Below are 20,854 nucleotides of genomic sequence, written 5' to 3' on the forward strand. Positions count from 1 at the left end.
ATGCTCACCATCGCTCAACTGAACCAGTACTACGGCGGCAGCCACATCTTGCGCAACGTCAGTTTCGAAGTGCCTGCGGGCAAGCTGACCACGCTGCTCGGCCGCAACGGCGTCGGCAAGACGACGTTGCTCAAATGCCTGATGGGTGTGGTGCCCACCGCCAGCGGCGCGATCGATTGGGAAGGGCGCGCCATCCAGAAGCTGCCGGCATACGAGCGCGTCTCGCAGGGCCTCGCCTATGTGCCGCAGGGCCGCGAGATCTTCCCGCGCCTGACGGTGGAAGAGAACCTGCTGATCGGCGCGGCGGCCAAGCGTGCGCCGTCCAAGGTGCCGGATTCGATCTACGCGCTGTTCCCGGTGCTCAAGGAGATGAAGGGGCGGCGCGGCGGCGACCTGTCCGGCGGCCAGCAGCAGCAACTGGCGATCGGCCGCGCGCTGATGAGCGAACCGCGCTTGCTGATCCTCGATGAGCCGACCGAGGGCATCCAGCCGTCGATCATCCAGGAGATCGGCCGCACGCTGCGCCGGCTGGTGGACGAGTTCGGCATGTCGGTGCTGCTGGTCGAGCAGTACTACGACTTCGCCCGCAGCATTGCTGACCGCTACGTCGTCATGAGCCGCGGCGAGGTGATTGCCAAGGGCGACGGCGCCAACATGGAAGCGGACGGTGTGCGCGACCTGGTTGCAGTCTGATGCTGTCTGACGCACAGGCGTTTTGCCAAAAATGTCGCGTGGCAGACGTGCGCAAGCCGTGGCATCTGGCTATGATGGACAACCTTTTCGTTTGCTTAGGGCGGTTTCTTCCATGAAACGTGCACACACGTTCAATTGAAGACTCCCCTGATTGCATGACCGATGCGCCATCCCGATTTTCCCGTCCCGCCACAGGCCAGCGCATTCGCATCCTGGGAAGCGTCACTGCGCTTGGCGTTTGCGCGGCGCGGTGAACGTACGGTGCTGGCCACATGCCGGCATCAGGGGCCGCTGCGCGTGCAGAAGGCGCTGTATCCGGAAGGCGAGGGCGTGTGCCACGTCGTCATGCTGCATCCGCCCGCAGGCATTGCCGGCGGCGATGTGCTCGACATCGACATCGAACTCGGTGCCGACGCGCACGCTGTGCTGACCACGCCGGGTGCGACCAAGTGGTACAAGTCGCTCGGCCGTACGGCCACGCAGCGCGTCGCCATCCGTGTGGACGCGGGCGCGCGGCTCGATTGGCTGCCGCAGGAGAACATCGTCTTCAACCAGGCGTGCCCCGTCATCGACCTGGCGCTGGACATAGCCCCTGGCGCCACCGCCATCGGCTGGGATACCACCATGCTCGGCCGGCACGCTGCCGGTGAATCGTGGGCAGAAGGCCGCATCGCCATGCGCACGGAACTGCGCAGCAACGGCCAGCCGCTGTGGATCGAGTCCGCCGCGTTCGATGCGCAGTCACCCATGCTGGGCGCGACGACGGGCATGGCTGGCTTCCACGTCGTCGGCACGCTGTGGGCCGTGGGCGAGGGTGCTACCGAAGCCGTGGCTGAAGCGATGGCCGAACACCTGCCGTACAACGACACCCTGCGTGCCGGCGTGACCTGTCTCACGCAAGATGTGCCCGGCTTACCAAACGTTTTGTTGCTGCGCGTGCTCGCGCGCCGGCCCGAAGATGCGCGCGCGTTGCTGTCGCAGACATGGCTTGCATTGCGCGAACCGATGCACGGCGTAGCGGGCCGTCCGCTGCGTTTGTGGGCGACATGATGGCAACGTAACTGCACGCTGCTTAACCTAGACCCTCACCGAAGAGAGCCCCTCGTGGAACTGACCCCGCGCGAAAAAGACAAGCTGCTGATCTTCACCGCTGCCTTGCTGGCCGAGCGCCGCAAGGGCCGCGGCCTCAAGCTCAACTACCCGGAAGCCGTCGCCTTCATCAGCGCCGCCATCATGGAAGGTGCGCGCGATGGCCGCACGGTGGCCGAACTCATGCACTACGGCACCACGCTCCTCACGCGCGACGACGTGATGGACGGCGTGGCCGAGATGATCCCCGACATCCAGGTCGAAGCGACCTTCCCGGACGGCACCAAGCTTGTCACCGTCCACCATCCGATTGTTTGAACGCCTTCTATGAAGAGTCCAGCCATGACCCAACTCCTATCTCGCATCGTCCGGCCCGCTGCGGCCATTGCGTTCACGTTTGGCGCATCCATCGCCTTCGCCCATCCGGGGCATGCCGGTCATACGGCGGAGGGCAGCCTGCTGGCCGGTTTCCTGCATCCGCTCACGGGGGCCGACCACCTGCTGGCCATGGTGGCCGTCGGCGTGTGGAGCGCGCTCGCCTCGCGCACGGTGCGTGACGCGCTGTGGGCGCCAGTCGCCTTCGTCGCGCTGATGGTGATGGGTGCGCTGCTGGGCGCGGGCGGCATGGCGCTGCCGATGGCCGAGCCGATGATTGCCGCGTCGCTGCTGGTGTTCGGCCTGCTGATCGCCGCACGCGCGCAACTGCCGACGTGGGCCGGCGCGCTGCTGTGCGGTGGGTTTGCCCTGTTCCACGGCTATGCGCACGGCACGGAATTCCCCGCAGGCGCGCAGGCCATGTTCCCGTACTTCGTCGGCGGCTTTGCCGTGGCGACGGCGCTGCTGCATACCGCCGGCATCGGCGCGGGCTTTGCGCTCAAGCCGCGTCTGGCGTGGCTGGCACGTCTGTCGGGTGTGGGCGTGGCGCTGTACGGCGCCGGCCTGCTGGCTGCGGCCATCTGAGCGCGAGGAGCGCAACCATGATCCCCGGCGAACTCATCCCGCAAGACGGCGACCTCGAATTGAATGTGGGCCGCGCCACGCTGACGGTCACGGTAGCCAACACCGGCGACCGCCCCGTGCAGATCGGCTCGCACTACCACTTCTATGAAGTCAACGATGCGCTGCACTTTGACCGCGAGGCCACGCGCGGCTACCGGCTCAACATTGCCGCCGGCACCGCCGTGCGCTTCGAGCCGGGGCAGGAGCGCACGGTCGAACTCGTGGCGCTGGCCGGCGACCGCGTGGTCTACGGCTTTGCCGGACGTGTGATGGGCAAGCTCTGAACGAGGCACGGACATGACATTGAAAATCAACCGCCGCGCCTATGCGGAAATGTTCGGCCCCACCACCGGCGACCGCATCCGCCTGGCCGACACCGACCTCATCGTCGAAGTCGAACGCGACTTCACCATCTACGGTGAAGAGGTGAAATTCGGCGGCGGCAAGGTCATCCGCGACGGCATGGGCCAGAGCCAGCGTGAGTCGAAAGACTGTGCCGACACCGTCATCACCAACGCGCTGATCATCGACCACTGGGGCATCGTCAAGGCCGACATCGGTTTGAAGAACGGCCGCATTGCGGCGATCGGCAAGGCGGGCAACCCGGACATCCAGCCCGGCGTGACCATCGTCATCGGCCCCGGCACCGAGATCATCGCGGGCGAGGGCATGATCGTCACGGCGGGCGGTGTCGACACGCACATCCACTTCATCTGCCCGCAGCAGATTGACGAGGCGCTTAACAGCGGCGTGACGACGATGATCGGCGGAGGCACCGGGCCGGCTACCGGCACGTACGCCACCACCTGCACGTCAGGCCCGTGGTACATGCAGCGCATGCTGCAGGCTGCCGATGCGTACCCGATGAACATCGGCTTCCTCGGCAAGGGCAACGGCAGCCTGCCGGGCGCGCTGCGCGAGCAGGTGGATGCGGGCGCCATTGGCCTGAAGCTGCACGAAGACTGGGGCTCCACGCCTGCCGCCATCGACTGTGCCTTAAGCGTGGCCGACGACACCGACACGCAGGTCGCCATCCACACTGATACGTTGAACGAGTCGGGCTTTGTCGAAGCGACCGTCGCGGCATTCAAGGGCCGCACGATCCACACGTATCACACCGAAGGCGCGGGCGGTGGGCATGCGCCCGACATCATCCGTGTGTGCGGTGAGTCGAACGTGCTGCCGTCGTCGACGAATCCGACGCGGCCGTTCACCGTCAACACGCTGGACGAGCACCTCGACATGCTGATGGTGTGTCACCACCTCGATGCATCCATCGCCGAAGACATCGCCTTTGCCGAGAGCCGCATCCGCCGCGAGACGATTGCTGCGGAAGACATTCTGCATGACCTGGGCGCGTTCTCGATGATCTCCAGCGACTCGCAGGCCATGGGCCGCGTGGGCGAAGTCGTGCTGCGCACCTGGCAGACCGCGCACAAGATGAAGGTGCAGCGCGGCAAGCTGGCCGGGGATCCGAATGATGCGCGTGGCGGGCATGACAACTTCCGCGTGAAGCGCTATGTGGCGAAGTACACGATCAACCCGGCGCTGACGCACGGTATTGCGCATGAGGTGGGCTCTGTCGAAGTCGGCAAGTGGGCGGACTTGGTGCTGTGGAAGCCGGCGTTCTTTGGTGTGAAGCCGAGCTTGATCTTGAAGGGCGGGATGATTGCCTCCGCTGCGATGGGGGATGCGAATGCATCGATCCCGACGCCGCAGCCGGTGCACTATCGGCCGATGTTTGGGTCGGCGGGTGGGGCGCTGGGGCGGACGTCGTTGACGTTCTTGTCGCAGTCGGCGGCTGCTGCTGGGGTGGCGGAGCAGTATGGGTTGGCTAAGACCACCGCCGTGGTTCGGGGCACGCGTACTGTCAGCAAGGCGGACATGATTCATAACGACTGGCAGCCGGATATCAGCGTCGATCCTGAGACGTACCAAGTGGTGGCCGACGGGACTGTGTTGACTTGTGAGCCGGCTGAGGTGTTGCCGATGGCGCAGCGGTATTTCTTGTTTTAGTTGCGTGGGTTGGGATGGGCTTTGGTTTTTTTGTTGTTGGTCCATCCCTCGTATCGTCCCCTGCCGGGGCCGACTCACTTTTCTTTGTCTTGCCAAAGAAAAGTAAGCAAAAGAAAGGCGCGCCCGAGATGGCGACCCCCCTCCTTGAATTTTCGTAACCGGGCGGAGACGGGAAAAACTCGCTGCGCTCAGACAGTTTCCCGTCTTTTTTCCGCCCGCTTACGAAAATTCAAGGCGCCATCAAGGGCAGGAACGTCAAAGGCCAAACCGACGAGGCACAAAGGTGGGCGCCGAGTTGAGATGTGGCGCCGTGCGCAAGCAGGACGGAGTGGTGCGCAGGCAAGAGAGGGTGTGCTTTGCCCTTGCCCTAGATGGCGCCTTGAATTTCTGTTGCAGAGAGGAAAAAGGAAGGGAAACTGTTTGAGCGAAGCGAGTTTTTCCCTTCCCCTCTCTGCGACAGAAATTCAAGGAATCTTTCGCCATCTCGGGCGCGCCTTTCTTTGCTTACTTTCTTTGGCAAGACAAAGAAAGTGAGTCAGCCCCGGCAGGGGATGAAACAGGGGATGCACTGCCGCATCGGAAGTCGGACCTCAAAGGCTCAACGTTGAATCTCCAAGGTCCATCAATGACAGTCAGAGGCTCAACGTTGAATGTTCGAGGTCCATCAATGACAGTGAAAGACGCAACATTGAGTCTTTGAGAGCCATTGATGACCAACAGAGAGTCAACGCCGAGCGTCTAAGGCTCAACAGTGCGGGCTAAAGGCGCATCAATGAGGGTCTGAGGTCCATCGATGCCCCAATTAGGTGCAACAATGAACCTCAGAGACTCACCGTCGAATGTTTGAGAGTCAACGATGCCAGTCAGAGGCTCAACGATGGCCCTATCAGGTGCAAACATGGGGCTCAGAGCCTCAACCTTCGGCAAATTGGATACAGAAGATGCTTTCAATCGATAAACACTTGCCCGCGCCGCACGGCCTGGCCACCGTGCTGGTCAAGCGCGCGCCCAAGCTTGTGCTGCTGTTTCTGGAGCGCAGCCGCAGCCGCCTGCGCGCCACGCTCGACGATGGCCGCGAAGTGGCCGTGGTGCTGCCACGCGGCACCGTCATGCGCGGCGGCGACGTGCTCGTCGCAGAAGACGGCACGCTGATTGAAGTCCAGGCCGCGCCCGAGCAGGTGCTGCGCGTGACCAGCGACAACCGCCTTGCCCTCATGCGCGCGGCCTACCACCTCGGCAATCGCCACACACCGGTACAGGTCAGCGCCGATGCATTGCAGCTCGAAGCCGACCCGGTGCTCGAAGACATGCTCGTACGCCTGGGCGTGACCGTCGCCCATGTGGAAGCGCCGTTCGAGCCCGAAGCCGGCGCCTACGGCGGTGGCCATCGCCACGGCCATGATGCGACGTTCGAAGAGGACTACGCTGCAGCACAGGCGTTGTTCAACGAGCACCACGGCCACGATCACGGCCACTCGCATGACCACGGCCACAGCCACGCGCATGATCATGGGCACAGCCATTCCCATGACCACAGCCACGACCACGGTCATGTACACGGCCCTGGCTGCGGCCATCACCATCATCACCATGACTAGCCCATGGCCAGCATCACGCAACTGACCGCCTTGCTGCACCTCGCATCCCCCGCATTGCCGGTGGGCGCGTTCAGCTATTCACAGGGGCTGGAGGCGGCGGTGGATGTGCGGCATGTGACGGATGAAGCGTCGGCTGCGACGTGGATTGCCGAAGGCCTCGACGTGCTCGCCGCGTGCGAGGCGCCGTTGTGGCTGCTGCAATTTGCCGACTGGCAGGCTGGCCGTTTCGATGCCGTGGCCGAGCGCGATGCGTGGTTTCTCGCCACACGCGAAACGCGCGAGCTGCGGCTGGAAACCTCGCAGATGGGCTGGTCGCTCAATCGCCTCATCCAGCAGATGGGGTGGGGCGACGACGCCTTGCGTGCCGCGCTGGCCGCGCGTGCATCAGTGACGTTTCCGACTGCGTTTGCGGCAGCGGCGGCAGCACTGAACGTTGATCCGCACGATGGCGTGACGGCGTACTGCTTTGCGTGGGTGGAAAACCAGATGGCCGCGGCGGTGAAGGCTGTGCCGCTCGGGCAGGCCGCGGGGCAGCGCATTCTCTTCGGGCTGCATCCGGCGGTCGCTCGCGCAGTGGATGAAGCCACGCGCCGCGCGGCGTGCCATCCGCCCGAACTTTCGACGTTTTCGCCGGGGCTGGGCGTGCTGTCGGCCCGGCATGAAACGCAATACTCAAGACTCTTTCGATCCTGAACCTGATCATCATGCGTACCAAGAAACTTCCTGCCCTGCGTGTTGGCGTGGGCGGCCCGGTGGGCTCCGGCAAGACGACGCTGCTGGAGATGCTCTGCAAGGCCATGCGCGAGCGCTACGACCTCGTGGCGATCACCAACGACATCTACACCAAGGAAGACCAGCGCCTGCTCACCATCTCCGGTGCGTTGCCGGCCGAGCGCATCATGGGTGTGGAGACGGGCGGCTGCCCGCACACCGCCATCCGCGAAGATGCGTCGATCAACCTCGAAGCGGTCGACCGCATGCTCGCCAAGTTTCCGGATGCCGATGTCGTGTTCATTGAATCGGGCGGCGACAACCTCGCGGCCACGTTCAGCCCCGAGCTGTCTGACCTGACCATCTACGTGATCGACGTGGCGGGCGGGGAAAAGATTCCGCGCAAGGGTGGGCCGGGCATCACCAAGTCGGATCTGCTCATCATCAACAAGACGGACCTCGCGCCGTATGTCGGCGCCAATCTGGAGGTGATGGAGAGCGACACGCGCAAGATGCGTGGCGATCGCCCGTTTGTGATGTGCAACCTGCGGGCGCAGGGCGGGTTGGATGCGGTGGTCCGCTTCATTGAGAAGCAGGGGATGCTGGCCGCCTGAGGCGCGCGACGTCGGCACTCGCGATGACACGGCGTGTCAAATCGGCTGTGGCGTGCGCAAAATCGGAGGTGCCGTATGGGCTCGCGTCTTTGGATCGTGCTGACGGGACTGGGGTGGAGTGCCGCGGCGTGTACACCGCTGGTGGCTGGGCCGTCTTACACCATGGATGTGCGGCTGCACGACGGCAAACCGGTGCGTTGCGCCATCAACCAGCCGCTGGTGCCACCCAACCCGCCGGGTCCGGCACTCACCACGCGCGAGCGCAATGAAGCCGAGGTGCTGGCGTTACAACCGATGCGGTTGGAGGTGGGGCCGAGGGCGCCGTATCCAACGCCCTATACGGCACCGGATGTGCAGTGCTTCGCTTTAGGCGGGCAAGGGTGAGCGCGAAGCTGATCTAATACAGCCAGGGAATCAGGCGCCAGGTCCGGGCGCGGTACGCGTCGTACTCCGCGCCAAACTGCGAGTGCAGCAGGGCTTCTTCGGCGTGCATGCGAGCCACCAGCGGGGGAATGAGCAGCAGCGTAAGAACCACGCCGGCCAGTGCGCGGAAACCTAGCCCCCACCCCAATGTGGTCACCAGCAACCCCAGGTAGCTCGGGTTGCGCACATGCCGATAGATGCCGCTGGTCACGAGCGTATGGCCGGGTTGAATCGCCACCAGTCCGCTGAATCGATTGCCCAGCACGTACACCGGCCACAACCGCAGCGCCCCGCCTGCTGCGTAGAGCGCCACGCCCAACCACCGCACCGCATCACCATCGATGCACCAAAGGTCATGCCGATCGGTGTACGCCGGCAGCCACGCGCTTGCCAACCCGATCACGCCGAACACCGGCAGCACCCACCGGTTGGATCGGTCTTCGCGTTCCCCTGCGCTGAGGTTGCCGCCCGCAAACAGCGCCGCGATGGTCAGCAGCACCGTCACCACCACAAGCGCGACTCGAGCAGGATGCGCAAGCAGCAACCCCACACCGCCCCAGCCGAAGGCAGCCAGGCCAAGATAACCCGCTACGGAAACGATGGCCGCGAGGCCGAGCTTGGGAGACGCTGCCATGGCATTCCGCAAGAACTGGTGTGAGGCCAGTGTAGGCGGCCAGAACGTCGCACGCATTGACGGCTGCCAAAAGAAAAGGCCGCATCACGCGGCCTGTTTTCCCAGAGTCGTGCGGTAATCAGCGGCGCTCGTACTGCGTCGCACCGAACAGGATCTCCTTCGCCTTGTCATCCTGCACGGCGGGGCGTTCCTTGGCCAGTACTTTCACGGCGCGCTGTACGGCGGGGCGTTCTTCAATGGCTTCAAACCAGCGCTGCAGCTTCGGGTAGTCCGACAGCTCGATCCCCTGGCCCTTCCAGTTGCGCAGCCACGGCCATGTGGCGATGTCGGCGATGGAGTATTCGGGGCCACCCAGGTATTTCGATTCCGACAGGCGCTTGTCGATCACGCCATACAGACGCTTGGCCTCGTTGGTGTAGCGATTGATCGCGTACTCGATCTTCTCCGGCGCGTAGAGGCGGAAGTGGTGCGTCTGGCCGAGCATCGGGCCGACGCCGCCCATCTGGAACATCAGCCACTGCAGCACTTCGTACTTGCCGCGCACATCGTCGGGCAGGAACTTGCCCGTCTTGCCGGCCAGATACAGCAGGATCGCGCCCGATTCGAACAGCGAGATGGGTTTGCCGTCCGGGCCATCCTGATCGACGATGGCCGGGATCTTGTTGTTCGGGCTGATCTTGAGGAAATCGGGTTTGAACTGGTCACCGGCGCCGATGTTGATGCCGTGGACGCGGTAAGGCAGCCCGCATTCCTCCAGCATGATGTGCACCTTGTGCCCGTTGGGCGTGGCCCAGCTATAGACGTCGATCATGACTTGCGTGCTCCTGAACGAGAGGGGGGAGAGATAGCCGGTCATTCAAGCACAGAACGCCAAAGCGCGCAGACGGCGCCCACGGGCAAAAAAAATCCCCGCTTGCTGCGGGGATTAAGGAGTGAACGGTAAAAACCGTGCGGACGATCAGGCGCCGCGCGTAACCGGCATGTCAGCCACGTCGCCGAGCTTGTGCAGGTGCTTGGCCAGCTCCAGCTTGGCGATGGCGGCGCGGTGCACTTCGTCCGGGCCGTCGGCCAGGCGCAGCGTGCGCTGGTGCGCATAAGCCGAGGCCAGCGGGAAGTCGCCCGACACGCCGCCGCCGCCGTGCGCCTGGATCGCCCAGTCGACGATCTGGCACGCGATGTTCGGGGCCACGACCTTGATCATCGCAATCTCGGCCTTGGCGACCTTGTTGCCGACGGTGTCCATCATGTACGCGGCCTTGAGCGTGAGCAGACGGGCCTGTTCGATCATGCAGCGCGCTTCGGCAATGCGCTCGTGCCACACGCTGTGCTGCGCGATGGCCTTGCCGAAGGCGATGCGCGACGACAGGCGCTTGCACATCAGTTCCAGCGCGCGCTCAGCCACGCCGATGCTGCGCATGCAGTGGTGGATACGGCCCGGGCCAAGGCGGCCCTGCGCGATTTCGAAGCCGCGGCCTTCGCCCAGCAGGATGTTGCCCACCGGCACGCGCACGTTCTTGAGGTCAACTTCCATGTGGCCGTGCGGTGCATCGTCGTAGCCGAACACCGTCAGCGGACGCATGACGGTGATGCCCGGCGCATCGGCCGGCACCACGATCATCGATTGCTGCTCGTGGCGGCCTGCATCCGGGTTGGTCTTGCCCATGACGATGTACACGGCGCAGCGCGGGTCGCCGGCGCCCGACGACCACCACTTGCGGCCGTTGATGACGTACTCATCGCCTTGGCGCTCGATGCGGCATTCGATGTTGGTGGCGTCAGACGAGGCCACGGCCGGTTCGGTCATCAGGAAGGCCGAGCGGATCTCGCCACGCAGCAGCGGTTCGAGCCATTTGTCTTTCAGGGCTTCGGAGGCGTAGCGCTCCAGCGTTTCCATGTTGCCGGTGTCGGGCGCGGAGCAGTTGAACACTTCGGGCGCCCAGGGCACGCGGCCCATGATCTCGCACAGCGGGGCGTATTCCAGGTTCGACAGGCCTTCCGGGGCGCGTGGCGAGCGCGGCAGGAACAGGTTCCACAGCCCGGCCTTGCGTGCCAGCGGCTTGAGTTCTTCGATGACCTTGGTCGGAATCCAGGCATTGCCCGCACGGCGGTTGGCTTCAACTTCTTCGTGGAAGCGCTGCTCGTTCGGGTAGATGTGCTGGTCGAAGAATTCGAGCAGGCGAGCCTGCATTTCCTTGACCTTGGGCGTGTAGTCGAAATTCATGGGGTCTCCTCAGTACATCGAACAAGCGTCTTGAACGCGCAATCACAATCAATCAATGTCAGACCGGTCCGGCGATGCGACCGCCGAGCACCGCAAACACGGCACTGGCGCGGGCAATCAGCCGGTCGCCGCGGTGGAACAGGGCCTGCGCAAAGGCCAGCTTGCTGCCGGTGCGCAATCCTTCCGGGGTGATCTCGATCCAGTCGCCTTGCGCCGCCGAGGCGATGAAATCCACGGTGAGGCTGGCGGTGGACATGGCGAGCACGCCTTCGTTGCTGTCGCCGCTGGCAGGGTCGGCCAGGCAGTAGCCCAGCGCCGCGTCCGCCAGCGATGCCACCACACCGCCGTGCAGCATGCCGCGCCGGTTCAGGTGGTGGTGCCCCACGTGAAAACCCATCACCATCGATGGCCCCATCCCACGCGCATACACGGGCCCCAGCATGGTGAGGAAGGGGCTCGGTTTATTCAGCCGGTCAAAGCCGGCGGGCGCGCTAGGGTGGGTCGCTGTGGTCATGGCACGTGGCAGAACACACATCAATGCACGCAGCATAAGCCTTCGCCTACAATAAGAGAAATGAATTTACTGGATTGTCGTTCATCAATGCGATGCATATATCCCGGGTCGATCTGAATCTGTTCGTGGTCTTCGATGCCATTTACACGGAAGGCGGGATCACGGCGGCCGCGCGCACGCTGAATCTGACGCAACCGGCTGTCAGCCATGCATTGGGGCGCCTGCGTGAGTTGTTCGACGACCCGCTGTTCGAGCGGCGCGGGCAGGGCATGGTGCCGACCCCGCTGGCCCGCACGCTGATTGCCGAAGTGCGCACGGCGCTGCAGGGCTTTGAGCGCACGTTGCGGGAGGGCACGCGCTTTGACCCGGCCACGAGTGAACGCCGCTTCACGATTTCGATGCGCGACGCGTTGGAAGCGACGCTGCTGCCGCCCCTGATGGCCGCCATCGCCAAGGAAGCGCCGCGTATTGACGTCACCACGGTGCGAGGCGACCGCCGCCAGCTCGAAGCCGAGTTGCTGGCTGGCGGCATCGACGCGGCGGCGGACATTCTGTTGCCGGCGTCGACGGCCATCCGCCATGCGCCGATCCTGGCCGACCCGATGGTGGTGCTGGCGCGCCCAGGGCACCCGCTCACTCAGGGGCCGCTCACGCTGGATCGCTACCTGGCCTGCGAGCACGTGCAGGTGTCGTCAAGGCGGCGCGGGGCGGGGCTGGAGGATGTGGAGTTGCGCCGGCTGGGGCGCGAGCGCCGGGTGCGCCTGCGCTGCCAGCATTACGCGGCGGCCTGCCGCGTTGTGAGCTGCACCGACTGGCTTGTCACGCTGCCGGTGCGCTATGCGCGCATTGCCAACGAGCCGTATGGCAACGTCATGCTGCCGGTGCCGTTCAAGGTGCCGGCGCTGGAGCTCTACCTGTACTGGCATGCCAACAGCGACCAGGATGCCGCCAGCCGCTGGTTGCGCGATCACATATTCGCGGCGATGGCCGAGGTGGCCTTGGATGAGGCCGCAGCCGCCTTCGCGGACGGGAACGGATAGCGCGCGCTGAATTCTGCAAAACGCGCGGCGAGAAAGTCCGCACAGGCCGTCAGCCGTGCCGGGCGATGGCGCCGCGCAAGGCTCACGAGCTGCAGCGGCGTGGGCGCGTGGCTCCAGGCGTGCAGGGCTACTTCCAGCCGGCCGGCGTACACGTCTTGCGCCACATCCAGCCACGACTTGAATGCGAGCCCGCGTCCGGCGACAGCCCAGTCGCGCACGACGGCGCCGTCATCGCATTGGAAGTCGCCGCGCACGTCGATGGGGGCGGGGCCGCTTGCATGCGTGAGCTGCCAGCGCGTGACGGGCTCGCCGTTGCGCAAGAGGATCAGGCAGCGGTGGTCGGCCAGATCGCTCGGGTGCGCGGGGCGGCCATGCTGCTTGAAGTACGACGGCGCGCCCACGATCACGCGCGGGTGGGACGCCAGCGGCCGCCGCACCAGCGCCGAATCCTGCAGGTGCCCGTAGCGCAGCGCGAAATCGAGGTCTTCGCGCATCAGGTCCGCCAGCCGGTCGCCCAGCACCAGGGTGACGCGCACGCCGGGGTGCGTATCGCAGAAGGCATCGAGCCACGGGCGTAGGATGTGCCGCCCCAGGTCTGATGTGGCGGCAATGCGGATCGGGCCGGACAGCTCGGTACGGTCCTGGCCGAGGCTTTCCGCGCCTTCGTCCAGCGCTTCGAGCGCCTGTCTCGCATACCCTAGATAACGCTGGCCGGCTTCGGTGGGCCGCATGCTGCGCGTGGTGCGCTCGAACAGGCGCGCACCCAGTTCGGTTTCCACACGCTTGAGCGCGGCACTGGCGGTTGCAGGCAGCCAGCCAAGCTGCCGGGCAGCGGCGGAGAGGTTGCCGGCGTCAGCAATGCGCACCAGCAGGCGGAGGTCGTCGAGGGCGATCATTGTCAAAGCAGATTTGGAGAATCATCAAAGCATAGCCAGATTATCTTGCTTTTGTTTGATGAAAGAATGGCCCCAATCGATGGACGGTTTCTCTTTCTTCTTCTCAAGGAGCGTTGGCATGACTTTCAAGACGTTGCAGGACCAGGCGGTGGTGGTGTTGGGCGGCACGGCGGGCATTGGGCAGGCGGTGGCACGTGCCGGGGCCGCCGCAGGTGCCCGTGTGACGGTACTGGGGCGCTCGGCCAAGGCGGAGGGCGATATCGATGGGATCGCCGTTGACGCAAATGACACGGCATCACTGGCCGGCGCATTCGCGCGAGCCGCAGGCACCGGCAAGATCGACCACCTCGTCATCACCATCGGCTCGCGCGCGAGCCCGCCGCCGTTTGCCTCGCTCCAACGCGGCGATCTGGAGCAGGGCTTCGGCACCAAGCTGTTTGCCGCGCTGATGGCGGTGCAGGCGGCGTTGCCGCATCTGGCGGAACGGGCGTCGATCACGCTCACGTCGGGCTTGCTTTCGCGCAAACCGACCGCGACGGGTCTGCTGCGTGCGTCCATCAACGCGGCGGTGGAGTCGGCGGGCAAGAACCTCGCGAAGGAGCTGGCGCCGCGTCGCGTCAACGTGGTCAGCCCCGGCGTGGTCGATACGGAAGTGTGGGGCGCGCCGGAAGATCGGCAGGCCATGCTTGCGCGCATCGGCGCCGGATTGCCGGTGGGCCGCGTCGGCACGCCGGAAGACCTCGCGCAGGGTTATCTGCTGGCCATGACCAACGGTTTCATGACCGGCGCCATCATCGACATCGACGGAGGCGGGTTGCTATGACAGCCGACGAAGACTGGACATTCGACCACGTGAACTTTCACGTAACGGGGGACGCGCCCATTCTCAAGTTTTTCGCCGATGTGCTCGGCTGGAACCCGGGGCCGCGCCCGGCGTTTCCGTTTCCCGGCACGTGGCTGTATCAGAACAACGACGCGCTGGTGCATCTGGTGACGCAGGAGGGCGATACGCCGGAGCTGGTGTTCTCGCACATCGCGTTCCGCACGAAGAAGGATGCGGCGGACGTGCTGGCTGCCGTGCGTGAAAGCGGGATTCCGCACCAGGTAAGAAAACACCCCGCGCGGCCTGCCGCACAGATCTTCGTGCAGTTGCCGGGCGGGGTGGTGCTGGAGTTGGAGGCGCCGCTGTCCGGTCCGCTGGAAGCGGCGCGCGAGTATCAATAAGCGGCTGCGTCAGGCGCCGGCGCGCTGGGCGTATTTCCAGCCCAGCTCGGCCATCGGGCGGGCGCGCTTGCCAGCCTCAAGCGCCTGTGCGGAAGACGCAGTGCCATCCACCACGCGCTTCATGATCCCCTGCAGGATGCCGGCAATGCGGAACATGTTGTAGGCGAGATAGAAGTTCCAGTCGCCGGTGATGCGGCGGCCGGTGCGCTCCTTGTACTGGCGGATGTATTCGGCTTCGGTGGGAATACCCAGCGCCTCGAAGTCCAGCCCAGCCACGCCACGGAATTGCCCCGGCTCGATGTGCCAGCTCATGCAGTGGTAGCTGAAGTCGGCCAGCGGATGGCCGAGCGTCGACAGTTCCCAGTCGAGGATGGCCAGCACGCGCGGCTCGGTCGGATGGAAGATCAGGTTGTCGAGCCGGTAGTCGCCGTGGACGATGCTGGTGATCTCTTCCGCCTCTTGCGGCACGTGCTTGGGCAGCCATTCGATCAGACTGTCCATCGCCGGAATCGACTCGGTTTCCGACAGCTTGTACTGCTTGCTCCAGCGCTCGATCTGGCGGGCGAAGTAGTTGCCGGGCTTGCCGTAGTCGGCCAGGCCGATGGCGGCGTAATCCACCGTGTGCAGCGCGGAGATGACGCGGTTCATCTCGTCGTAGATGGCGATGCGCTCGGCGGGCGCCATGCCGGGCAGCGCCTGGTCCCACAGCACGCGACCCTGCACGAACTCCATGATGTAGAAGGCGCGGCCGATCACGGCTTCGTCTTCGCACAGCGCGTACATTTTTGCGACCGGCACGTCGGTCTTGGCGAGTGCATCCATCACGCGGTACTCGCGTTCGATGGCGTGCGCAGACGGCAGCAGCTTTGCCTTCGGGCCCGGCTTGGCGCGCATCACGTACGTGCGCGAGGGCGTGATCAGCTTGAACGTCGGGTTCGACTGGCCGCCCTTGAACTGCTCGACAGTAAGCGGGCCGGCAAAGTCCTCCACGTGTTCGCGCATCCACGCCTCCAGCGCGCCGACGTCGAACTTTTGCTGTTCTGCCACCGGCCGCGTGCCTTCAAAGGCCGAGAAATCCTGCTGCTCCGTCTGTGCCATGGTGTGTCTCCGGATCTTGTTGTGTGTCGAGGAAGGTTCAGGTCGGTTGGCGATGGCGTAAGTACTCTTGCAACAGCACCTCCATCGTCGTCAGCCGTGAGCCGAGATGCGTGGGCGAGGGCGGCGAGAAATTGCTCATGCGCAGCACCCAGTCGGTTGGCGCGTCACCCACGTCGAGCACGTTGATGCAGCCGGCGGTTTGCGCGAGGCTGCCAAAGAACACGCGCTCGCCGCCGGTGATGGCGTGCGAGAGGATCGCGCGATTGGTGCCGCCGTGCAGCACCAGCAGCACGGTGTCCCAGTCGGGCAGGGCGCGCAGGCGCGCAATGGTCGGAATCACGCGGTCGAGGAATTCGCCGATGCTCTCGCCGTTCAGGAAGCGGCGGTCTTCGCGCACCGTGCCCTCAAATGCACCGATAAAGGCTTGCGCGAGTTCATGCTCGGGAATCTCCGCCAGCTTGCCGCCGCGAATTTCTTGCAGCTCTGGCCAGTGCTCCAGCGTGAAGCCACGCTCCTGCATCGCCGGCATCTCGGCCAGCACGCGCTGTGCCGTCTCTACCGTGCGCGGCAGACCGCTGACGATCACGCGATCGAAGACGATGTTCTCGGCGGCGAAGATCTTGCCCGCAGCGGTGGTCTGGCTGCGGCCGAGTTCGTTGAGCGGTACGTTCTCGGGCGAGGGAACGGGGCGGCCGGTTTCGTCGAAGTAAGTTACGGCGCCGTGGCGCATGAGGTAGACGCGCCGGCGCTTGGGTGTCGGAAAGGGAACCATGTGTGCCTGCAATCAGCGGTATTGAGGTTTGCGCTTTTGCAGGAAGGCCGAGATGCCTTCGTTGCCATCGGCGTGGTGCAGCGCTTCGACAAAGCTGTGCTGTTCGGCCTGCAGGTGATTGTGTAGCGACGCGTCTTCCGCGTGGGTGATCAGGCCCTTGATGCGACTCACCGCATGCGGCGATTGCGCTGCGAGTTTTTCCGCCAGCACCAATGCGTGGTCCAGCGCCTCGCCGGGTTTGACGACTTCGTTGACGAGGCCGAAGTGCGCCAGACGCTCTGCACCGACCGGCCGGCCGAGCATGATGATTTCGCTGGCCAGCGGGCGCGGCAGGAAGCGTGCGATGTGCCACGAGCCGCCGCCGTCTGGCGTGAGCGCGACGTTTGCATACGCCATGACGAATTTCGCGTCCGATGCGGCGATCGCAAAGTCGCACGCCAGCACCAGCGAGAAGCCCGCGCCCGCCGCCGGCCCTTCCACTGCCGCAATCACCGGCTTGGGGAAGGTGCGGATCGTCTCGATCCAGTGGTTGAGCGCGTCGATGCTCTGTTCCTGCACGCTCTTGGGCTTGCTGCGGTTTTCCAGCAGGCGGTTCAGGTTGCCGCCCGCGCAGAAGGCGCTGCCCGCACCGGTGAAGATGACGGCACGGATCTCGTTGTCGTTGGAGGCGCGGTCCAGGGCTTCCATCGACGCGGTGTACATCACCGGGTCCAGCGCGTTGCGTGCGTCGGGGTTGGACAGCGTGAGCACCAGCGTCGAGCCGATGCGTTGAGAAAGCAATTGCGCGGTCATGGCGGCCTCGTCAGAGTGGAGTGGGGCGATCAGGCGTCAGGCATCGGGAGCCAGCAACGACATGCCGAGACGGGCACGGCGCAACAGCCACGGGCTCGGGCGATAACGCGGGTCGCCATAGAGGGTTGTGAGGTTCTGCAGCACTTCAAGCACGGCGTTGGCGCCCAGCGTATCGCCCAGTGCCAGCGGCCCCTTCGGATAGCCCAGGCCCAGCGTGACGGCGAGGTCGATGTCGGTCGGTGTGGCAATGCGCTGTTGTGCGATGTCGCACGCGATGTTGACGATGCACGCGACGATGCGCTGCGCCACAAAGCCACCCGAATCGCGGATCACCGTCACCGGCACGCCGTCGGAAGCCAGCAGGCCGTGCGCGGCGTCGCGGTAGGCCGGGTCGGTGCCGGGCGTGGTCATCAGCGTGCGGCGCTTGGTGGCGGCAAACGGATAGAGCGTGTCGAGCGCCACGGTGCGGCGCGCATCCAGTCCTTCTGCAGCCACGCACGCAGTGGCATCCAGCCCGCGCGGCGTGACGATGATCAGCGCATCGGCGGAGGGTTTGGAACCGGCTTCGGGCATGATGCCCAGGTCGAGCATCAGGCGTTGTGCGGCGGCATGACCTGCCTCGTGCGCGCGGCTGATCCACACGGACGATGGACGCGCGTTGGGCACCGGCGCTTCAGCTGGCACTTGCTTCTGGCCCTCCGGGTAGCGATAGAAGCCTTCACCGGTCTTGCGGCCCAGGATGCCGCCGGCAAAGCGCACCGCCGTGATCTGCGAGGGGCGGTAGCGCGGCTCGTCGTAGAACTGGCGGTAGACCGATTCCATCACCGGGTGGGAAACATCGAGCCCCGTCAGATCCATCAACTCGAACGGGCCCATGCGGAAGCCCGCCTGCTCGCGCATGATGGCGTCGATGTCGGCAAAGCTGGCCACGCTTTCCTGCGCCACGCGCAAGCCTTCGGTGTTCATGCCGCGCCCGGCGTGGTTGACGATGAACCCCGGCATGTCGATGCAGCGCACGGCGGTGTGGCCCATGCGCTTGGCCAGTGCGGCCAGGGCATCGCCGGTGGCCGGTGCGCTGCGTAGGCCATCGATCACCTCGACCACCTTCATCAGCGGCACCGGGTTGAAGAAATGGAAGCCAGCTACGCGCTCGGGGTGCTTACAGGTCGCGGCAATGGCGGTAATCGACAGCGACGACGTATTCGACGCCAGGATCGTATCGGCGCGGATGATGTCTTCGAGCTGGCGGAAGAGATCGCGCTTGACCTCCAGCTTCTCGACGATGGCTTCGACCACGAGATCGCAGTCAGCCAGGTCAGTGAGAGCGCCTGCGGGAAGCAGGCGTGCAATTGTGGCGTCGGCTTCATCCGCTGTGAGCTTGCCCTTGGCGGCCAGCTTGGCGAGCGTGTCGGCCAGTGCGGTACGCGCCGCTTCCACGGCTTGCGGGTTGGCGTCGAACAGCTTGACGCGCAGGCCCGCCTGGGCCGCGATCTGTGCAATACCGCGCCCCATGGCGCCGGTCCCTACAATCCCGATAGTCTGCATATGAAATCCGCTGCGATCGAAAGAAGTCTGGCTAAAATAGCACGAGCGTGCGATTTCTGGCATCCGCGCCAACCATAACAAGCTGCCCTCAACCAAGGAGATGGGTTCATGCTGACGCTATACGGTTTTTCCGCGAGCAACTACTACAACAAGGTCAAGCTCGCGCTACTGGAGAAGGGGCTTCCGTTCGAAGAATCGCTGCGCTGGCCTGACCAGACCGACGGCGAGATCTCGCCGCTGCACAAGGTGCCGTATCTGACGGATGGCGATCGCGGCATGTGCGAATCGCAGGTGATCATGGACTATCTGGAGGCGCGCTACCCGGAACATCCGCTGGTTCCGGCTGACCCGTTCCAGGCCGCCAAGGTGCGCGAGATCGTGACCTTCCTGGAGCTGCACCTGGAATTGGTGGCGCGTCAGCTGTTTCCCGAGGCGTTTTTTGGCGGCAAGGTCAGCGACAACCTGAAGGTCAAGGTGCGCGAGCAGTTGCAGAAGAACATCCCGGCGGCGGCCAAGCTGTTCAAGTTCGCGCCGTACGTGGCGGGGGATACGTTCACGATTGCGGACTGCGCGGCCATCGTGCACTTCCCGCTCGTCAGCCAGGCCACCAAGATCATCTACGGAGAAGACCTGCTGGCGCAGGTCGAGGGCGTGAAGCCGTATCTCGCCAAAATGGCTGAGAACCCCAACGTGCAGAAGGTGCGCGCAGACAGCAAGGCGAACCTGGAGCAGATGCTGGCGCATTACGCCAGCAAGCGCTGATCGCCGGTTGCTGTTTCACACCTTCGACAAACGCTCCAGCGCAAGTTGGAGCGTTTCGTCTTTCTTGGCGAAGCAGAAGCGCACCACGCCGGACTCATGCGGCTGCGAATAGAACGCCGACACGGGGATCGCTGCCACGCCGATCTCGCTCGTCAGCCACTTGGCGAACTCCGCCTCGGGTAGGTCGGAGATGGCGCTGTAGTCCACGCACTGGAAGTACGTGCCCTGGCAGGGCAGCAGCTTGAAGCGCGTCTTCTCCAGCCCCGCGCGGAACAGATCACGCTTGTGCTGGTAGAACGCCGAGAGGTCCAGATACGGCCGTGGGTCGGCCATGTAGTTCGCCAGCCCATGTTGCACCGGCGTGTTGACGGTAAACACGTTGAACTGGTGCACCTTGCGGAACTCCGCCGTGAGCGCTGCAGGCGCGGCCACGTAGCCGACCTTCCAGCCTGTCACGTGATACGTCTTGCCGAAGCTCGACACCACGAAGGCGCGCCGCGCCAGCTCCGGAATGCGCGCTACGGACGCGTGCGGCACGCCGTCGTACACCATGTGCTCGTACACCTCGTCGGAGAGCAGCAGCACGTTGGTCGGTGCAAGGATCTCGGCCAGCTTCTGCATGTCATCCGCATGCCAGACCGTGCCGGTCGGGTTGTGCGGCGTGTTGAGCATGATCAGGCGCGTGCGCGGCGTGATGGCGGCAGCCAGCGCATCGAATGGGATGCGGAAGTCCGGCGCGTTCAGCGTGATCGGCACGACCTTGCCGCCGGCCAGTTCGATCGACGGGATGTAGCTGTCGTACGTCGGCTCGAACACGATCACTTCGTCGCCGGGATGCACGCTGCTCAGCACGGTGGTCAGCAGGGCCTGCGTGGCGCCGGCGGTGATGGTGATCTCGCGGTCGGCATCGTACGTGTGACCGTACAAGCTCGCGACCTTTGCGGCGATGGCCTGGCGCAACGCCGGCACGCCGGCCATCGGCGGATATTGGTTCAGGCCGGCACGCATGGCGTCGGACACCGCATCGACGATGCGCGGGTCGCAGTCGAAATCCGGAAAGCCCTGGCCGAGGTTGACGGCCTGCTTCTCCACGGCCAGCGCGGACATCACGGTGAAGATGGTGGTGCCGACATTCGGCAGCCGCGAAGGCGGCGGAGCGATGGGCGCGAGCGGTTCAGCGGAGACGGTTGCGGCAGCGGTGGTCATGGCAATA

General features: G+C 64.8%; 24 protein-coding genes. 14 read left to right on the top strand and 10 right to left on the bottom strand.

Features of this window, described 5'->3' with window-relative positions; genetic code table 11:
* From urtE to NG900_RS22915, 10 genes are all read left to right on the top strand, one after another.
* Positions 1-693 (top strand): urea ABC transporter ATP-binding subunit UrtE, encoded by a 693-nt coding sequence (urtE, locus tag NG900_RS22870; protein WP_252684044.1) that lies wholly within the window; start codon positions 1-3, stop codon positions 691-693.
* Positions 694-855: 162 nt separating this feature from the next.
* Positions 856-1,743: an urease accessory protein UreD gene (locus NG900_RS22875; protein ID WP_252684046.1), complete on the top strand. Its 888-nt coding sequence runs from the start codon at positions 856-858 to the stop codon at positions 1,741-1,743.
* 54 nt (positions 1,744-1,797) lie between these two features.
* Positions 1,798-2,100 carry an urease subunit gamma gene (gene ureA, locus NG900_RS22880; RefSeq protein ID WP_252684048.1) on the top strand — a complete coding sequence of 101 codons (303 nt, stop codon included), beginning with the start codon at positions 1,798-1,800 and terminating at the stop codon, positions 2,098-2,100.
* Between the two features lie 24 nt (positions 2,101-2,124).
* A complete protein-coding gene (locus NG900_RS22885) occupies positions 2,125-2,742 on the top strand; it encodes a HupE/UreJ family protein (RefSeq protein ID WP_252684049.1) in 618 nt (205 codons plus the stop codon).
* Between the two features lie 17 nt (positions 2,743-2,759).
* Positions 2,760-3,065 carry an urease subunit beta gene (locus tag NG900_RS22890; RefSeq protein ID WP_252684050.1) on the top strand — a complete coding sequence of 102 codons (306 nt, stop codon included), beginning with the start codon at positions 2,760-2,762 and terminating at the stop codon, positions 3,063-3,065.
* Positions 3,066-3,078: 13 nt separating this feature from the next.
* Positions 3,079-4,797 carry an urease subunit alpha gene (gene ureC / locus NG900_RS22895; RefSeq protein WP_252684051.1) on the top strand — a complete coding sequence of 573 codons (1,719 nt, stop codon included), beginning with the start codon at positions 3,079-3,081 and terminating at the stop codon, positions 4,795-4,797.
* Positions 4,798-5,738: 941 nt separating this feature from the next.
* Positions 5,739-6,395, top strand: a complete 657-nt coding sequence (gene ureE / locus NG900_RS22900; protein WP_252684052.1) for an urease accessory protein UreE — start codon at positions 5,739-5,741, stop codon at positions 6,393-6,395.
* Between the two features lie 3 nt (positions 6,396-6,398).
* Positions 6,399-7,088, top strand: coding sequence for an urease accessory protein UreF (locus NG900_RS22905; RefSeq protein WP_252684053.1), 690 nt, complete (start codon positions 6,399-6,401; stop codon positions 7,086-7,088).
* A gap of 11 nt (positions 7,089-7,099) precedes the next feature.
* Positions 7,100-7,720 carry an urease accessory protein UreG gene (gene ureG / locus NG900_RS22910; RefSeq protein ID WP_252684054.1) on the top strand — a complete coding sequence of 207 codons (621 nt, stop codon included), beginning with the start codon at positions 7,100-7,102 and terminating at the stop codon, positions 7,718-7,720.
* Between the two features lie 75 nt (positions 7,721-7,795).
* A complete protein-coding gene (locus tag NG900_RS22915; RefSeq protein WP_252684055.1) occupies positions 7,796-8,104 on the top strand; it encodes a hypothetical protein in 309 nt (102 codons plus the stop codon).
* 13 nt (positions 8,105-8,117) lie between these two features.
* On the opposite strand, the gene NG900_RS22920 is transcribed toward NG900_RS22915, so the two are convergent.
* The 4 genes from NG900_RS22920 to NG900_RS22935 form a co-directional block, all read right to left on the bottom strand.
* A complete protein-coding gene (locus NG900_RS22920) occupies positions 8,118-8,777 on the bottom strand; it encodes a methyltransferase family protein (RefSeq protein ID WP_252684056.1) in 660 nt (219 codons plus the stop codon).
* A 118-nt stretch (positions 8,778-8,895) separates the two neighbouring features.
* A complete protein-coding gene (locus NG900_RS22925) occupies positions 8,896-9,588 on the bottom strand; it encodes a glutathione S-transferase N-terminal domain-containing protein (RefSeq protein ID WP_252684057.1) in 693 nt (230 codons plus the stop codon).
* Between the two features lie 147 nt (positions 9,589-9,735).
* On the bottom strand, positions 9,736-10,998 hold the full coding sequence (locus NG900_RS22930; RefSeq protein ID WP_252684059.1) for an acyl-CoA dehydrogenase family protein: 1,263 nt from the start codon (positions 10,996-10,998) through the stop codon (positions 9,736-9,738).
* A 58-nt stretch (positions 10,999-11,056) separates the two neighbouring features.
* Positions 11,057-11,548, bottom strand: a complete 492-nt coding sequence (locus tag NG900_RS22935; protein WP_252684060.1) for a PaaI family thioesterase — start codon at positions 11,546-11,548, stop codon at positions 11,057-11,059.
* A gap of 56 nt (positions 11,549-11,604) precedes the next feature.
* Between NG900_RS22935 and NG900_RS22940 the strand changes: the two genes are divergently transcribed.
* Positions 11,605-12,552, top strand: a complete 948-nt coding sequence (locus NG900_RS22940; protein WP_252684062.1) for a LysR family transcriptional regulator — start codon at positions 11,605-11,607, stop codon at positions 12,550-12,552.
* Here the strand turns inward: NG900_RS22940 and NG900_RS22945 are convergent.
* The gene (locus NG900_RS22945) at positions 12,480-13,448 is read right to left on the bottom strand and encodes a LysR family transcriptional regulator (RefSeq protein WP_252684064.1); all 969 of its coding nucleotides are present in this window, start codon (positions 13,446-13,448) and stop codon (positions 12,480-12,482) included. The genes NG900_RS22940 and NG900_RS22945 overlap by 73 nt on opposite strands.
* Positions 13,449-13,566: 118 nt before the next feature.
* Between NG900_RS22945 and NG900_RS22950 the strand changes: the two genes are divergently transcribed.
* Together NG900_RS22950 and NG900_RS22955 are read left to right on the top strand one after the other, a co-directional pair.
* Positions 13,567-14,271, top strand: a complete 705-nt coding sequence (locus NG900_RS22950) for an SDR family oxidoreductase (RefSeq protein WP_252684066.1) — start codon at positions 13,567-13,569, stop codon at positions 14,269-14,271.
* A complete protein-coding gene (locus NG900_RS22955; RefSeq protein ID WP_252684068.1) occupies positions 14,268-14,672 on the top strand; it encodes a VOC family protein in 405 nt (134 codons plus the stop codon). The genes NG900_RS22950 and NG900_RS22955 overlap by 4 nt, the downstream gene beginning before the upstream one ends.
* 9 nt (positions 14,673-14,681) lie before the next feature.
* On the opposite strand, the gene NG900_RS22960 is transcribed toward NG900_RS22955, so the two are convergent.
* Genes NG900_RS22960 through NG900_RS22975 form a run of 4 tightly spaced genes read right to left on the bottom strand, consistent with a single transcriptional unit; the run spans position 14,682 to position 18,942 of the window.
* Positions 14,682-15,770 (bottom strand): phosphotransferase, encoded by a 1,089-nt coding sequence (locus NG900_RS22960; RefSeq protein WP_252684070.1) that lies wholly within the window; start codon positions 15,768-15,770, stop codon positions 14,682-14,684.
* 37 nt (positions 15,771-15,807) lie between these two features.
* Entirely contained in the window at positions 15,808-16,542 is a 735-nt protein-coding gene (locus NG900_RS22965; RefSeq protein WP_252684072.1) for a histidine phosphatase family protein, read from the bottom strand.
* 12 nt (positions 16,543-16,554) lie between these two features.
* Positions 16,555-17,334, bottom strand: coding sequence for an oxepin-CoA hydrolase, alternative type (locus NG900_RS22970; protein ID WP_252684074.1), 780 nt, complete (start codon positions 17,332-17,334; stop codon positions 16,555-16,557).
* 36 nt (positions 17,335-17,370) lie between these two features.
* Complete coding sequence (locus tag NG900_RS22975) at positions 17,371-18,942, bottom strand: 3-hydroxyacyl-CoA dehydrogenase (RefSeq protein WP_289813949.1); 1,572 nt, start codon at positions 18,940-18,942, stop codon at positions 17,371-17,373.
* Between the two features lie 45 nt (positions 18,943-18,987).
* Here NG900_RS22975 and NG900_RS22980 point away from each other — a divergent pair, with 45 nt between their 5' ends.
* On the top strand, positions 18,988-19,641 hold the full coding sequence (locus tag NG900_RS22980) for a glutathione S-transferase (protein ID WP_252684078.1): 654 nt from the start codon (positions 18,988-18,990) through the stop codon (positions 19,639-19,641).
* Between the two features lie 15 nt (positions 19,642-19,656).
* Here the strand turns inward: NG900_RS22980 and NG900_RS22985 are convergent, their stop codons facing one another.
* Positions 19,657-20,847: a pyridoxal phosphate-dependent aminotransferase gene (locus NG900_RS22985; protein ID WP_252684080.1), complete on the bottom strand. Its 1,191-nt coding sequence runs from the start codon at positions 20,845-20,847 to the stop codon at positions 19,657-19,659.
* Positions 20,848-20,854: the final 7 nt, after the last annotated feature.

This window comes from Ralstonia soli (assembly GCF_023955655.1).
Taxonomy (GTDB): domain Bacteria; phylum Pseudomonadota; class Gammaproteobacteria; order Burkholderiales; family Burkholderiaceae; genus Ralstonia; species Ralstonia soli.

Coding starts and splice junctions, on each gene's coding strand:
- NG900_RS22980 (WP_252684078.1), top strand. CDS start 18,988: ATGCTGACGCTATACGGTTTTTCCGCGAGCAACTACTACAACAAGGTC.
- NG900_RS22955 (WP_252684068.1), top strand. CDS start 14,268: ATGACAGCCGACGAAGACTGGACATTCGACCACGTGAACTTTCACGTA.
- NG900_RS22920 (WP_252684056.1), bottom strand. CDS start 8,777: ATGGCAGCGTCTCCCAAGCTCGGCCTCGCGGCCATCGTTTCCGTAGCG.
- NG900_RS22885 (WP_252684049.1), top strand. CDS start 2,125: ATGACCCAACTCCTATCTCGCATCGTCCGGCCCGCTGCGGCCATTGCG.
- NG900_RS22985 (WP_252684080.1), bottom strand. CDS start 20,847: ATGACCACCGCTGCCGCAACCGTCTCCGCTGAACCGCTCGCGCCCATC.
- NG900_RS22905 (WP_252684053.1), top strand. CDS start 6,399: ATGGCCAGCATCACGCAACTGACCGCCTTGCTGCACCTCGCATCCCCC.
- NG900_RS22875 (WP_252684046.1), top strand. CDS start 856: ATGCGCCATCCCGATTTTCCCGTCCCGCCACAGGCCAGCGCATTCGCA.
- ureE (WP_252684052.1), top strand. CDS start 5,739: ATGCTTTCAATCGATAAACACTTGCCCGCGCCGCACGGCCTGGCCACC.
- NG900_RS22950 (WP_252684066.1), top strand. CDS start 13,567: ATGACTTTCAAGACGTTGCAGGACCAGGCGGTGGTGGTGTTGGGCGGC.
- NG900_RS22935 (WP_252684060.1), bottom strand. CDS start 11,548: ATGCTGCGTGCATTGATGTGTGTTCTGCCACGTGCCATGACCACAGCG.
- ureG (WP_252684054.1), top strand. CDS start 7,100: ATGCGTACCAAGAAACTTCCTGCCCTGCGTGTTGGCGTGGGCGGCCCG.
- urtE (WP_252684044.1), top strand. CDS start 1: ATGCTCACCATCGCTCAACTGAACCAGTACTACGGCGGCAGCCACATC.
- ureC (WP_252684051.1), top strand. CDS start 3,079: ATGACATTGAAAATCAACCGCCGCGCCTATGCGGAAATGTTCGGCCCC.
- NG900_RS22970 (WP_252684074.1), bottom strand. CDS start 17,334: ATGACCGCGCAATTGCTTTCTCAACGCATCGGCTCGACGCTGGTGCTC.
- NG900_RS22925 (WP_252684057.1), bottom strand. CDS start 9,588: ATGATCGACGTCTATAGCTGGGCCACGCCCAACGGGCACAAGGTGCAC.
- NG900_RS22915 (WP_252684055.1), top strand. CDS start 7,796: ATGGGCTCGCGTCTTTGGATCGTGCTGACGGGACTGGGGTGGAGTGCC.
- NG900_RS22930 (WP_252684059.1), bottom strand. CDS start 10,998: ATGAATTTCGACTACACGCCCAAGGTCAAGGAAATGCAGGCTCGCCTG.
- NG900_RS22940 (WP_252684062.1), top strand. CDS start 11,605: ATGCATATATCCCGGGTCGATCTGAATCTGTTCGTGGTCTTCGATGCC.
- NG900_RS22975 (WP_289813949.1), bottom strand. CDS start 18,942: ATGCCAGAAATCGCACGCTCGTGCTATTTTAGCCAGACTTCTTTCGAT.
- NG900_RS22960 (WP_252684070.1), bottom strand. CDS start 15,770: ATGGCACAGACGGAGCAGCAGGATTTCTCGGCCTTTGAAGGCACGCGG.
- NG900_RS22965 (WP_252684072.1), bottom strand. CDS start 16,542: ATGGTTCCCTTTCCGACACCCAAGCGCCGGCGCGTCTACCTCATGCGC.
- NG900_RS22945 (WP_252684064.1), bottom strand. CDS start 13,448: ATGATCGCCCTCGACGACCTCCGCCTGCTGGTGCGCATTGCTGACGCC.
- NG900_RS22890 (WP_252684050.1), top strand. CDS start 2,760: ATGATCCCCGGCGAACTCATCCCGCAAGACGGCGACCTCGAATTGAAT.